Raw genomic sequence first — 12,220 nt, 5'->3', positions numbered from 1 at the left:
GACAGTATCGCGACCCCTGCGACCAGCGTCAATTCATTCTCCGCACGCTCGCGCACGGTGTGCTACGGGCAGGCTTTCCACCCGCTGGCCGGTGGCGTGCTGAGCATTTGGAACCAGGCGAAGTGATAATTCGCATTCACCAGGTTCCCGGCGGCAATCGCTTCGGCGGCGGCCAGCAGAAGGCAGTTGAGCAGCAACCCGCTGTCGATGTCGGGGTACTGAGCGAAAAGCTGGTAGCGCGAGGTGTCGAGGTGGACCCGCAATACGTCGAGTTCGGCGTCGAGGACGCCGGTTCCCCCAGCACCCGCCTTGGCCAACGTGTGAACCAGTCGCGGCAGACCATCACGCCAGTGCGTGGCCTCGCTCAGCAGCCAGCCCAAGTCGTCGATCGCCGGGAGCTCGCGCGGTTGTGATGAGGTGTCCGTCGGCGCATAGTCGGTTGCCCGACCAAGCGGATCGGTGGGCGCGTACGTCGCCGACAATGTCGTGTCTGAAAGCAACGCCGCGGCGTTGCCGGTGCGCCGCTGCGGTTCCAGCAGCCGGACGTCGGCAGGCAGCGCAATTCCGGGCGGTATCCAGCCGTGGGCGAGGTCGGTGACCAATAGCGTGGTCCCGTCGGCACGATTGCCGACGGCCCAACGCAATCCAGGTTCCTGACGGGCCACGAACTTGAGCAGCCGTTCCAGCCGTTCGACCGGCGGCTCGGACTCGACCTGCGGCGCGGGCTGCTGCGCGGTGACGGGCTCGTCGGCCGGACCAACCGCAGGCTCCGCGTGGCGAGGCGCGGCAGGCTGCCGCGGTGCTTCGGCGATCGGAGGCTCCGCGAGCGGCGTGATCTCCTGCAGCAGCGTGGCGATCTCGTCGAGCACCTCGGTGTCATCCGATTCCGCGCGATGCCGGGCCACCGGCCTTACTGGCCCGCCCGATTCCAAGTCGGCGGCCGGCGGCGGCTGCGCTGTCACCCGGTGATCTTGTTCGGCATATTGCGGCCTTGGCGGCGCGGGTGCGTCCGTTCTCGTCGGCGCGGCGGCGGCGACTTTGAATCGCTGTGTCTTTTCGGTGTCGTCAACGCCATTCACCGGCGGGCGTTCCGCCGGCGATTTCGGCGTCATATTACGAAGGTGGCGAACGGTCGACTCGACTCGTCGAACAGCGAAGGCGCGGGCGCTATTGATCACCCGGGCTTCTTCTGCCTGCCGTGTCGCATCAGCCAATCCCGCTCGCCGGATGCTTAACAGTTCTTCGTTGGCCGCATTGACAATCTTCTGCAGGTCGGCCTTCAAAGACTTGACTAGCGGGGCGGTCTCAGCGGTGACGGTCGACAGCTCGGCCGGCCACAACCCACCCGTCACCCACGGAGCGCAGTCGACGGGAGAGCTGAAAGCCGGAGTCTTCAGCGATTCTTGGGCAGCTCTCCGGAGGCGGTGTCGCGCCGTATTCCGACCGAAGATCGCCACCGGGCAAGCCTACCGTCATCCCGGATCGCCAACTTCACTCTTTGGCCGGCCCCAGAAAGGCCGTCAAAAGGCCTGTCCGGTGTTTATGCCTTGGTGGTGAATTGTGGGAATAGCCGGCTCTGGGTAGCGTAAGTCTGTGGCTGATTCCGGGCTGCAACAGCAGCTGAACGAGGTGCGGGCACTGCTTGGCCGGGCGCGCGAGTTGTTCGGCGCTAATCCTGTCCAGCCGCCCACCGATATCGCCCCGGATCGCGACGCCGTCAAGACCTGGATCCGTTAGCCCGCGCCGCTACTTATCGCGTCACGCCCTCTCTGCGGGGCAATTCATGCGCCACCAGCCGCTCGACGGCAATGTCGAGATCCTCGGCGGTCGGAACTTCCGCGGACGGGGTGTAGCCGGCCGCCACGATTTCGCCGCGAACTTCCATCACGGCCTTGAGATACGAGACATCGGCGGTCAGCAAAATGCCCTGCGCCAGACTTTCCGCATCGGTGTTCATCGCCGCATCGCTCAGCGTGACGCTGTGCATGTATCCGCCGCGGCAGGAGCGGACCAGGATGTGCCCGCTCGGATGTACGGTGTCGAACGCCGGGTCGGCCTCAGTCATCGACCGTCGTCGGCGATACGTTTGAGTTCTTGGGCGGACTCAGCATCTTGGGCTTCCCACATGGTGGCCGATTTTGTCAGGTTGTCGGCCACTTGCGAGTGACTGTCGGCCTGCTGCTCGTAGCACAAGCGTCGTTGCTCGAGGAGTTCGCGCCCGGCCTCCCGCAGCTCGCCGAAGATCGGCCCCAGCGAGTCCAGGCTCTCTTGAATCGCCTGGTGCGACGACGGCAGAGTCCGCAGGTACTCGGATGTCTCTCGGTGGTGGCTGGCGGCTTGACGCAGGTTGTCGGGCACCACGTGGATTCGGTCTGCCATCCGCTGTCTCCTCTTGATGTGCCGGCGGCGCCGGATTTCCTATCACGCTCTCTGCCCGGTAGCCGGTCTCGTGGGCGCCGGCGGGTCGGTCGTGTCCGGCGCCTGGGCGGTGACCGGTCCAGGTGGATGCTCCCAGCCTAGGAAACTGGGCCCGTTCACGGTGGAAATGTGCTGGATCTGCCCGTTGAGCAAGGCCCGGCTCTGGCCGAGAGCAAGAGCGTGGCGATCCGTGAGCATGCCGATATCCCCGGGTATCAGCCGCGTTGGGTCGACCGGGTCGGTAACTGCAGTCCCGGGCGGCGGAATGGTAATCCCCTGCTGGCGGAACGCATCCGCGATCGGCACACCATTGGCCGCCGCCTTGATGGCTGCCGCGAGTTGAGGATTGGCGGCGGTGACGGTTTCCCCGTTGGGCAGTGAGACGGTCGTGGGGCCGGTGGCCGGCGGCTGCACCATTTCGCCGTCGTGGTCGTCCGGCTGCTCGTCGCCGTGGTCGTCGCCGGGCGGCTCGTCTTCTGTGTCGCCTGCTGTGTCGCCGTCCAGCAGCGCGTCGTCGAGGTTGTTCGGCGACCGTTCAGCGTCGGGGCCTTGCAGCGGCGCGGAAAGCGGGAATCCGCCCGGGATTCCTCCCCCACCGAACGAGGGGATAGTCGGCATCGCCGGGGTCATCGGCGGCGGCGGCGACGAAGTTGGTGCCGGCGCATCTTCCGACGAGGCGCCGGGATCCTCAACGGGCAGCGAATCCAGGTAGGGGGCGGCTGCACTGTCATCCGGTGCCGGCGGGTCGGCTGCGGAACCGGACGGCACATCGGTTGACCGGCGGTGTTCCTCCACATCGCCCTGCGGCTTGGTGGAGTCGTACAGCGACGTCCACGCAGCCATCAGCGCCGAGTTCGACGTGTCGTCGAGGCTGGCATTGGCCACCACATCGCGGATATCGCGGAGCTTGCCGATCAGGAAGCGCTGGAAGTCACGCGCTCCCGCCGGGGTGTCCAGGTCGGATCGCGTCGTGACCGCCGCCTCGATGTCGTGCTGCAGCCTGTTCAACGCTTCCCTGCCCTCGGCGTTCTTCTGGTGCGCATTGAGAACTGCGGAGACGACTTGCAGGTCGACTTGGGCTGTCATCGAGTTTTGGTGTGCCAGAGCAGCTTCGGCGTTTCTAATGGCGTCGGCGGCGGCACCCTCCTGGCGGTCAGGGGCGGTCATCTTGCCGGTCCTTGGGTCGAGCAGATCCGGATGCTGTGGGCGGATTTTGGCAACGACGGCGTCGAGCCGTCACGGGCTTGCGGGCGCCAGTGCGCTGGCTGACGTGCTCGACCGCGGCAAGCACGTCACTAGGCGTTGTCATTGCTCTCCCGAGCGAACATGCCGGCGACAGTAGCCAGACGCCTGGGTGTCGACAATTCACTCTTGTGCACAGCGGTGAGGCTGCGAACTTCCCCGCTGACACGGCGGGGAGGCCCGGTCCTAGGCCTGGGGTTTCGCGTTTCTTGGACTTAAAGGTCGATCAGGGTCACCCGCGATTCGATGTAGTCGAAGTAGCGCCCGTTGTACGTCACGACGGTCATCTTTGCTACCTCGGGATTCGATCACGACCTCGTCAACGCCCATCTTCACCAGCTCAGGCAACATTCGCTCCATGCACAACCGCCGTCGGCGCTCCGGCTTCTCTGCGGCCGGTCCGCCTGCACGCACAACGACCAAATACTCGACTTCCAGGGCTGCGATCGTCTTCACAATCAGTTCCTGTCGGCGCGCGGCCTCGGTGCGCCAATGCAATTTCTTATGCCCCTTGCCAACCAGCAAGCCGCGCATGCTCTCACGTATGCCCGGGGCGTGCTCAGCCTCACCGATGACCGCGCTCAGGATATAGGTATTCGGGTCGATGGCCGGGTTGGAGCCCGACTCATCGAGCCATGCAGCGTAGATGGACAACTTCGGCGTTCCTGTTCCTAGCGCGGCGGTATCCGGGGACACTACCGCCCGATGTGGACACGGAACGCAAACGCGAAAAGGGTTGCTTTTCTCGTCCGCAGTCAACCGCTAGCCGGTCGAAATGGTGTACTGCGCCGCCAACTTCTCGAACGCAGCCTTTTTCGCGGCGGCGAGCTCGCGCGCAGCGGTCACCACCGCCAGAATTTCGCGTTGCTTGGCGATCAGGAACCGTTGGAATTCACGCGCACCGATCGCCGTATCGAGCCCGATGGCAGTCTGATTGGCGACAGCGCGGTCGATTTCGGCGGCGATCGCGTCGAGGCGCCTGACGCCCTCGACGGTAGCCGCATGCGCACTGGCGACCGCTTCCGTGAGAGCACAGTCGGCGTCTGCAGCTGCGCCGTGTTGTCTGGACAGCGCGGCTTGCCCTTCCGCGATGGCGCGGACTGACTGCCCGGCCTGCTCTGCCATGGCTTGACCGTACTCACGCCCCGGACGCTCAACAACCATCGCCGCTACCCCACTGGGCGCCTGATCTGCACGCCGCTGCCCAGCGGGCTGATCCGGACCGTAGCGCCGGCATGCGGTGCTTCGACGACCAAATTGTCGCCGATCGCCATCTGCACGTGTCCGGCACTGGGAAAGACGAGGTCGCCCGGACGGACCTGGGAGCGGGGGACCGGAATTCCGTCGTATATCTGCTGATATGTAGTGCGGTCCAGGTGAATTCCCGCCCGCGCGTAGGACCACTGGGTCAATCCGGAGCAATCGAACCGGTCGGGCCCGGTTGCTCCCCAGACATATGGGCTGCCCAACCGCGACAGCGCCGCCCGCACCGCGATTCCGGCGCGGGTGGTGGCCGGCGGCAATCGCAGCCCGGGTCGGTGGCTGGGACGTCGCAGGGCTCGATAGCGCAACGCGCGCAATGCCGCCCAATGCCGGCGTGCCTGCTGTCGAGCAGACAACACATGCGCGTGTTGCGCGCGCAGCCGCGCCACGCGACGGCGCACCGCCTCGCGCTGCGCCATCGGTGTGGCCGGTGTCGCGGTGTCGGCCCGTGCCTCGTCGAGCACATTTCTGGTCAGGGTGCGGGCGGTGGCGTGATCGTGGTGTGCCTGGGTCGTCGTGGTCGCCAGAGCGGCGTCGGTGGTGACGGCCGAACGCACCGATGCCCGGCTATTGTCGACCGCGGACCGGTAAAGCTCCTGTCCCCCACCGGTATTCAGCGCCGCCGCTTGCCGCAACAGGCTGTCGTAATGCCCTAGGTCGGGGTCCAGCGTGACACCGCCCGGTGTGCCGGCGAACAGTTGGTGGGCGCGGCTCAATGCCGCGAGTTCGCTTCCGGTCACTGCCCGTCCCCTCGGTGTCTATCCCCTAAATTGGTGTCGTCGTCGGCGAAAGCCCGAACGCGCGGCAGCGCTCCCGGCGGGATTACTCCCCGATTCCGGATGTCCCACATTTCCGCAGGGCTGACTCCGAGCAGCGCGGCGATGACCGGCTCCGGCAGCGATGATCGCGCGCAGGCCCGGTCGAACCGGGCGCTGAGGCTCATCGGCATCTGCTCCAGAAGCGCGCCGCGCGTCGTCTCCAACGCCTGCAGATGCCGCATAAGCCGTCCCGCCGAAGCTGCGTCGGCGCTGAGCGCCACCCGCCAGGAGTTGGCGGCGAGCATCTCGGCCTTCACGCACTGACCGATCACAGAGAGAATATACGACTCATATTCGTTTGATGTCGTCTCGGGGAGTCGCTCGATCACCGAGTTGAGCGCGTCGAGCTGAGCTTCGGCATATCCCTCGAGGACTTCGGTGTCGGTGTGCCGGTCCACGACGATGGGCCCGTTGGACCGCGCGGGCGTCGGTTCGGCCGGCGTGACCGCGGTCAGTCGCTCCAGTTCGGCCGCCGGATCCGCGGCGACCACCAGCCGAGAGTAGGTCCCCGGCGGCAGGCCGAGCCCATTTTCTACCTTCTGAACTGTGCTTTTGTGCGGCTTGCGGGCTCCTCGCTCGAGGTAGCTCAGGCCCATGATGCTCACCCCGGTGACCGACGCGAAGTCGGCCAGCGACCAGTCACGTGATTCGCGCAGCTCCCGGATTGCTGCGCCTGCCGATTCGCGGCTCACCGCAGCGCTCCGGCCATATTCGGATAGTACACAGCCTGCGGCCCAGCCTGGGTATATATGTTTATGTCACCTTTCTCTTGCCAGGGGGCCGTCGAGCGTATATGCTTCTGCATACGTTTCGGCCAGAAGGAGGCGGACTGATGGGGCATCCATGTTCGGTCAACCCGGAATTGTGGTTCGGCTACGCCGACGATGACGGCGGCGACGGTGCCGCCAAGGCACGCGCATATGAACAGTCGGCCATCGAGGCGCGGCTGCTCTGCCTACGGCGGTGCCCACTGGCGCAACAGCGGTTGTGTGCGCGGTACGCCGTCGAGAACCGCGAGGAATACGGTGTCTGGGCAGGGGTCAAACTTCCCGGCGGCCAGTACCGCAAACGTGAGCAACTGGCCAGGGCCCACGAAGTTCTGGCCCGCATCGCGGCCGGCGAGATCAACTCACGGCAGCTGCCCGACAACGCCGCGCTGCTGTCGCGGCGCGAGCGTGATGTAGTTCCGGTGAGCGCAACGGTATTTCATCTGCCCATTCGCGAGGCCGGACCGCGGTCGGCCGCCTAACCCGCACTGACTTTCCGGCGCCGGTGACATCAGATACGCCATCGAGTGAAGAAAACCCCGTTCCCTTTCGGAGCGACTAAAGTTGCTGATGAGTCTTCTGAGGTCAGGGCCTGAATCGCGGCCGTTAGGCACGACACGGCGACATGTTCAAGTAGCTAATTTGCGAGATTTGCTGTGCTGGGTCCCCGTCGGCGTTGACCGCGCCCCTCAGGAGGACCCCGCGTGTTCGCCTGCTCTGCCGTCTGCGACGTGCCCGAACAAACCCTGCTGTATGCCACCGCCCTGTTGCGCACGCATCGACGTGAGATCGGCGCCGGGGCCGGACGACGTGCCGGCACGGCCCGCGCCCAGGCGAAGCTGGTGTTGCGGTGGTTTCGCGACGGCGCGGCGATCCGCATACTGGCCGCCGAGGCCACTCTGGGGGATCTCCACCTGTTATCGCTATCTGCACGAGGCGATCGACGTCATCGCCGAGCACGCACCTGACCGGCACGAAGTGCCCGATCAGGCCAAGCGTGAAGGATGGTCGCACCTCACGTTGGACGGGACCCCGATCGAAATCGACCGGGCCGGTGAGCGCACCGAGGAGGGCAATCACCGGCGCTATCCGGGCAAGCACACGACGCAGGGCGCCAACGTGCAGATCATCGCCGACCCGGGCGGATTTCCCGTCTGGTCGAGCGAGGCCGAGCCCGGCAGCGTCCACGACATCACCGCAGCCCGCGCCCACTGCCTGGGCGCGTTGTACAAAGCGGCCGCCGACGGATTGCCGACGTTGGCCGACGTTGGCCGACGTTGGCCGACGTTGGCCGACGTTGGCCGACGTTGGCCGACAAAGGCTACTCGTTGCCTGGCATGGCTTTCCGGTTTTGCTAGCCGGTGCCCTTACCATTGTCGCCTCGATAGACGGCGCCGTGGACGGCTGCCGCGGCATCGCTGGCAAGGAATGCGATCACAGTCGCCACCTCAACGGGTTGCATCATGCCTCGCGGGGAGGCCGTGCGCATGATCGCAAGCGATCCGCGGTGTACTCCACCGCAACGCTACCTCGCAGAAGTTCCACGGGCGCAATGCGTCTCAGGTTCCAGAGCCGAACCCGTCGCGCAGTCAACAGCACGAGCAGGCTGATCGCAAGCCTCCCCAGTGCGCGCCAGCTGACCACGTCGAGCCCGCACGCCGACCGACGTAGTAGCCGACACAGGTTGCCATTCCGGCAGCGGCGATCCCCGCGAGCATCGTCATGCTGATGAGCGTTCTTCTTCACCGTCGCGCCGAGGTCACGCCCGAGACACGACCGGGCTCGATTTTGTGGGCGAAGGGGGACTTGAACCCCCACGTCCCTAAGGACACTGGCACCTGAAGCCAGCGCGTCTGCCATTCCGCCACTCGCCCTGAACAATCGGTGGAGCCTACCACTCTAATAGCCCACGTCCCCAACCGCGCCGACGCCGCGACGACCGTGCACGCCGCCGCCGAACTCGCGCCTGACCTGGTTCGATGCGATTCTCAGAATCCTGGGAGTGCCGCTGCGCTGCGCTGGCCCGATAGCATGCTGGAATACGACACGCGTGATGCGACACGCCGGAGGGGTTGTCCGCCGTGCAGCAGCGATAGACAAGAACTGAGGCGGGCGCTTGGAGATGGGCAGCCAGAACGGGCTAGTTCAACGCATCGAGCGCAAACTTGAGGACACCGTCGGTGACGCCTTTGCCAGGGTCTTCGGCGGATCGATCGTCCCCCAAGAAGTAGAGACCCTGCTGCGCAGGGAGGCGGCCGACGGAATCCGCCCTCTTCGAGGCCATCGGCTTTTCGCTCCCAACGAGTACATCATTACCCTCGGTATGCACAACCATCAGAAAGTGGGCGCCGACCCGGACCTCACTTCAGACGCTTTCGCTAAGCACCTGGAGGGATACATCGGCGAACAGGGGTGGCAAACATATGGTGACGTGGTCGTCCGGTTCGAGCAGGCGGCGAACCTCCATACCGGCCAGTTCCGCGCCCGCGGTGCTGTCAACCCCGATGTCGCGCCCCGCCCGACGGCCAGCAAGCCCGCCGCGCCACAATCAGACCATGCGTTCGACGCAGAACCAGGAGTATCAGCGATGACCGAGAACTCGAGCTACCGCGGCGACCAGGGGCAGGGGCGGCCCGGCGATGACTACTACGACGAACATTACGGGCATCCGCAAGACGACCCGCGCGGTGCCCCGGATCCGCGGCCTCCTTCTTATCCGCCGGAACCGGCCGGCTATCCCGAGCAGCAGCGTTATCCAGCGCCGCCCGACCAAGGCGGCTACCCCGAGCAGCCGGGTTATCCCGACCAGGGCGGCTACCCGGAGCAAGGCGGCTACCCCGACCAGGGCGGCTACCCCGACCAGGGCGGCTACCCCGACCAAGGCGGCTATCCCGACCAGCGCGGCGGCTACCCGGAGCAAGGCGGTTATCCCGACCAGCGCGGCGGCTACCCCGACCAGCGCGGTTACCCGCAGTACGAGCAGCGACCGGCCGCCCCCGGCTACGGCGGCTATGGTTACGACCAGGGCTACCGCTACGGCGGCTACGGCCAGCCCGGTGGGCAAGGTTACGGCGAATACGCGGACTACGGCCGGGCGCCGGCCCGCCCCGATGAGGCCGGCTACGGCGCGCCCGACCGGCGGGCCACCTACCCCGAGCAGGGTGCCGGTTACGACCAGGGCTACGCCGCTGCCCCGGGATACGGCCGGCAGGACTACGGCCAACCGCCCGAGTACGCCGGCTACGGCGAGACCGCCGCTCCGCAGTACGGCGGCGGATACGCCGAGCCCGGCGGGCGCGACTATGACTACGGCCCACCCGCGGGCGCCGGCGGCTACGGCGGGTACAGCCAGGGCGGTTACCCGTCGTCCGGGACCGCGGTCACCCTGCAGCTCGATGACGGCAGCGGGCGCACCTATCAGCTGCGCGAGGGCGCCAACATCATCGGCCGCGGCCAGGACGCGCAGTTCCGGTTGCCGGACACCGGTGTGTCGCGCCGCCACTTGGAGATCCGGTGGGACGGCCACGTCGCGTTACTGTCTGACCTCAATTCCACCAACGGCACCACCGTCAACAACGCGCCGGTGCAGGAGTGGCAGTTGGCCGACGGCGACGTGATCCGGCTGGGGCATTCTGAGATCGTCGTCCACGTCCATTGAGCCCGTAGTCGCGAAGCTATCCGGCTTCAGCCCGATTCGACCGCCGTCCAAGTATCGTGACGTTGCTATATCCGGGCACGCGGAACGTGTGGCGCCAGGACGGAGGGCACGCCAGATGCAGGGACTAGTACTGCAGCTGACGCGTGCCGGATTCTTGATGCTGTTGTGGGTGTTCATCTGGTCGGTATTGAGGATCCTGCGGACTGACATCTATGCGCCCACGGGCGCGGTCATGGTCCGTCGCGGCTTGACGTTGCAGGGCACCTTATTGCCGTCGCGGCAGCGGCACGGCGCCGCGCGTTATCTGGTCGTGACTGAGGGGGCGTTGGTGGGAGCACGTATCACGCTGTCCGGCCAGCCGGTGCTGATCGGGCGCGCTGATGACTCCACGCTGGTGCTGACCGACGACTACGCCTCGACGCGGCACGCCCGGCTTTCCCAGCGCGGTTCGGAATGGTACGTCGAAGATCTAGGATCGACCAACGGCACATACCTCGACAGGGCGAAAGTGACGACCGCGGTACGGGTTCCCATTGGCACGCCGGTTCGTATCGGCAAGACGGTAATCGAGCTGCGCCCGTGACTTTGGTCCTGCGTTATGCCGCCCGCAGCGATGTCGGCTTGGTGCGCTCCAACAACGAAGACTCGGTGTACGCCGGCGCCCGGTTGCTGGCGCTGGCCGACGGCATGGGCGGACACGCCGCCGGCGAAGTCGCGTCGCAACTGGTCATTGCCGCGTTGGCCCACCTGGACGACGACGAACCCGGTGGCGACCTGCTCACCAAGCTGGAGTCTGCGGTGCGCGCCGGCAATTCCGCCATCGCGGCCCAGGTTGAGATGGAGCCCGACCTCGAGGGGATGGGTACCACGCTGACGGCAATCCTGTTCGCGGGCAACCGTCTTGGGCTGGTGCACGTTGGCGACTCGCGCGGCTACTTGCTGCGTGACGGCGAGCTGACCCAGATAACCAAGGACGACACCTTCGTCCAAACCCTGGTTGACGAAGGGCGCATCACGCGGGAAGAGGCACACAGTCACCCGCAGCGATCGTTGATTATGCGGGCGTTGACCGGTCACGAGATCGAGCCCACGCTGACCATGCGTGAAGTACGCAGCGGTGATCGCTACCTGCTATGCTCGGACGGGCTTTCCGACCCGGTCAGCGACGAGACCATCCTCGATGCCCTCAAGATTCCCGATGTCACCGACAGCGCCGACCGCCTGATCGAACTGGCGCTGCGTGGCGGTGGCCCCGACAACGTCACCGTGGTGGTCGCCGACGTCGTCGACTACGACTACGGTCCGATTCAGCCGATCATCGCCGGTGCGGTATCCGGCGACTCCGATTATCAGGACCAGCTGCCCCTGCCCAACACCGCAGCGGGCCGGGCGTCGGCCTTCCATCCGCGCAAAGATGTAGTGAAACGCGTTGTGCCGCGAGTCGATACATTTATCCGCCCGAAGCGGTCGCGGCGGCGAATGGCGGTCGGTGCCGCACTGCTCGTCTTGATGGTGCTCGCAGCCCTGGCCATCGGCCGGACCATCATCCGCAGTTACTACTACGTCGCCGACTACAACGGCGCCGTGTCCATCATGCAAGGCATTCAGGTGTCGATCCTGGGCGTGCCGCTGCATCAGCCCTATTCCCAAGGCTGCCTCAATAGCCTCAACCAGCTGTCGGTGATCCGCTACGGCCAGGCCGGCGACAATCGAGATTGCCAACCGATGAAGATGTCCGACCTGGCGGAGTCGGCTCGCGCGCAAGTGTCCGCCGGGCTTCCGGCCGGCACGCTCGATCAAGCCGACGCACAGCTGCGCAGATTATCGACGGAATCCCTGCTACCGCTCTGCTCGCTGACGCGCGCCCAATCACCACCGCCCTCGACGCTACCGGCCGCACCCAGCGCGACACAGCTACCGCAACCCGGCGTCAGTATCCCCGGGCAACTTCCGGCAAATCCCTTGCCGACTCCGGCCGCGCCCACCCTCTCCCCGCCGCCGCTCCAGCCGGGTACCGAGTGCCGGAAACCGACGTGACCCGCGCCGGCGACGAT

The 12,220-nt window shown here is 66.1% G+C and carries 14 protein-coding genes, 1 tRNA gene and 2 pseudogenes; 7 read left to right on the top strand and 10 right to left on the bottom strand.

Annotated features, from left to right (window positions below; genetic code table 11):
- Positions 1-62 precede the first annotated feature (62 nt).
- Positions 63-1,352, bottom strand: a complete 1,290-nt coding sequence (locus M5I08_RS00200; protein ID WP_370328545.1) for a DUF5631 domain-containing protein — start codon at positions 1,350-1,352, stop codon at positions 63-65.
- A gap of 241 nt (positions 1,353-1,593) precedes the next feature.
- Here M5I08_RS00200 and M5I08_RS00195 point away from each other — a divergent pair, with 241 nt between their 5' ends.
- Positions 1,594-1,737, top strand: a complete 144-nt coding sequence (locus tag M5I08_RS00195) for a hypothetical protein (protein ID WP_219068954.1) — start codon at positions 1,594-1,596, stop codon at positions 1,735-1,737.
- Between the two features lie 13 nt (positions 1,738-1,750).
- On the opposite strand, the gene M5I08_RS00190 is transcribed toward M5I08_RS00195, so the two are convergent.
- From M5I08_RS00190 to M5I08_RS00160, 7 genes are all read right to left on the bottom strand, one after another.
- Complete coding sequence (locus M5I08_RS00190; RefSeq protein WP_219068956.1) at positions 1,751-2,065, bottom strand: DUF2694 family protein; 315 nt, start codon at positions 2,063-2,065, stop codon at positions 1,751-1,753.
- A complete protein-coding gene (locus M5I08_RS00185; RefSeq protein ID WP_219068958.1) occupies positions 2,062-2,379 on the bottom strand; it encodes an ESX-1 secretion-associated protein in 318 nt (105 codons plus the stop codon). Before M5I08_RS00185 ends, M5I08_RS00190 begins: the two co-directional genes overlap by 4 nt.
- 42 nt (positions 2,380-2,421) lie before the next feature.
- Complete coding sequence (locus tag M5I08_RS00180; RefSeq protein ID WP_219068960.1) at positions 2,422-3,585, bottom strand: DUF4226 domain-containing protein; 1,164 nt, start codon at positions 3,583-3,585, stop codon at positions 2,422-2,424.
- A gap of 261 nt (positions 3,586-3,846) precedes the next feature.
- Positions 3,847-4,314 (bottom strand): hypothetical protein, encoded by a 468-nt coding sequence (locus tag M5I08_RS00175; protein WP_219068962.1) that lies wholly within the window; start codon positions 4,312-4,314, stop codon positions 3,847-3,849.
- A 108-nt stretch (positions 4,315-4,422) separates the two neighbouring features.
- Complete coding sequence (locus tag M5I08_RS00170) at positions 4,423-4,785, bottom strand: DUF4226 domain-containing protein (RefSeq protein WP_219068964.1); 363 nt, start codon at positions 4,783-4,785, stop codon at positions 4,423-4,425.
- Between the two features lie 44 nt (positions 4,786-4,829).
- Positions 4,830-5,663, bottom strand: coding sequence for a C40 family peptidase (locus M5I08_RS00165; protein WP_219068966.1), 834 nt, complete (start codon positions 5,661-5,663; stop codon positions 4,830-4,832).
- A complete protein-coding gene (locus M5I08_RS00160) occupies positions 5,660-6,433 on the bottom strand; it encodes a helix-turn-helix domain-containing protein (protein ID WP_219068968.1) in 774 nt (257 codons plus the stop codon). The genes M5I08_RS00165 and M5I08_RS00160 overlap by 4 nt, the downstream gene beginning before the upstream one ends.
- A 140-nt stretch (positions 6,434-6,573) precedes the next feature.
- On the opposite strand from M5I08_RS00160, the gene M5I08_RS00155 reads away from it, so the two are divergent.
- The 3 genes and pseudogenes from M5I08_RS00155 to M5I08_RS00145 form a co-directional block, all read left to right on the top strand.
- Positions 6,574-6,990, top strand: coding sequence for a WhiB family transcriptional regulator (locus M5I08_RS00155; protein WP_219068970.1), 417 nt, complete (start codon positions 6,574-6,576; stop codon positions 6,988-6,990).
- Positions 6,991-7,212: 222 nt separating this feature from the next.
- On the top strand, positions 7,213-7,476 hold the full coding sequence (locus M5I08_RS00150; protein WP_219068972.1) for a hypothetical protein: 264 nt from the start codon (positions 7,213-7,215) through the stop codon (positions 7,474-7,476).
- Positions 7,477-7,486: 10 nt separating this feature from the next.
- A pseudogene (locus tag M5I08_RS00145) lies at positions 7,487-7,714 on the top strand (transposase family protein); the annotation flags it as partial.
- 148 nt (positions 7,715-7,862) lie between these two features.
- Here the strand turns inward: M5I08_RS00145 and M5I08_RS00140 are convergent.
- Both M5I08_RS00140 and M5I08_RS00135 read right to left on the bottom strand, forming a co-directional pair.
- Positions 7,863-8,000, bottom strand: a pseudogene (locus M5I08_RS00140) (SDR family NAD(P)-dependent oxidoreductase); the annotation flags it as partial.
- A gap of 299 nt (positions 8,001-8,299) precedes the next feature.
- Positions 8,300-8,382, bottom strand: a tRNA-Leu gene (locus M5I08_RS00135).
- A 248-nt stretch (positions 8,383-8,630) separates the two neighbouring features.
- Between M5I08_RS00135 and M5I08_RS00130 the strand changes: the two genes are divergently transcribed.
- From M5I08_RS00130 to M5I08_RS00120, 3 genes are all read left to right on the top strand, one after another.
- Positions 8,631-10,166, top strand: a complete 1,536-nt coding sequence (locus tag M5I08_RS00130; RefSeq protein WP_219068974.1) for an FHA domain-containing protein — start codon at positions 8,631-8,633, stop codon at positions 10,164-10,166.
- 115 nt (positions 10,167-10,281) lie between these two features.
- Entirely contained in the window at positions 10,282-10,749 is a 468-nt protein-coding gene (locus M5I08_RS00125; protein WP_219068976.1) for an FHA domain-containing protein FhaB/FipA, read from the top strand.
- Positions 10,746-12,203 (top strand): PP2C family protein-serine/threonine phosphatase, encoded by a 1,458-nt coding sequence (locus M5I08_RS00120; RefSeq protein WP_219068978.1) that lies wholly within the window; start codon positions 10,746-10,748, stop codon positions 12,201-12,203. Before M5I08_RS00125 ends, M5I08_RS00120 begins: the two co-directional genes overlap by 4 nt.
- Positions 12,204-12,220 lie beyond the last annotated feature (17 nt).

It is taken from the genome of Candidatus Mycobacterium methanotrophicum (assembly GCF_023515995.1).
Classification (GTDB): Bacteria; Actinomycetota; Actinomycetes; order Mycobacteriales; family Mycobacteriaceae; genus Mycobacterium; species Mycobacterium methanotrophicum.
Note: the sequence above shows the minus strand (reverse complement) of the source record. Positions and strands in the feature narration are given on the sequence as shown.

Bases quoted from the DNA above. Each gene is read 5' to 3' on its own strand.
- M5I08_RS00180 (WP_219068960.1), bottom strand. From the start codon at position 3,585: ATGACCGCCCCTGACCGCCAGGAGGGTGCCGCCGCCGACGCCATTAGA.
- M5I08_RS00185 (WP_219068958.1), bottom strand. From the start codon at position 2,379: ATGGCAGACCGAATCCACGTGGTGCCCGACAACCTGCGTCAAGCCGCC.
- M5I08_RS00130 (WP_219068974.1), top strand. From the start codon at position 8,631: ATGGGCAGCCAGAACGGGCTAGTTCAACGCATCGAGCGCAAACTTGAG.
- M5I08_RS00155 (WP_219068970.1), top strand. From the start codon at position 6,574: ATGGGGCATCCATGTTCGGTCAACCCGGAATTGTGGTTCGGCTACGCC.
- M5I08_RS00190 (WP_219068956.1), bottom strand. From the start codon at position 2,065: ATGACTGAGGCCGACCCGGCGTTCGACACCGTACATCCGAGCGGGCAC.
- M5I08_RS00170 (WP_219068964.1), bottom strand. From the start codon at position 4,785: ATGGCAGAGCAGGCCGGGCAGTCAGTCCGCGCCATCGCGGAAGGGCAA.
- M5I08_RS00125 (WP_219068976.1), top strand. From the start codon at position 10,282: ATGCAGGGACTAGTACTGCAGCTGACGCGTGCCGGATTCTTGATGCTG.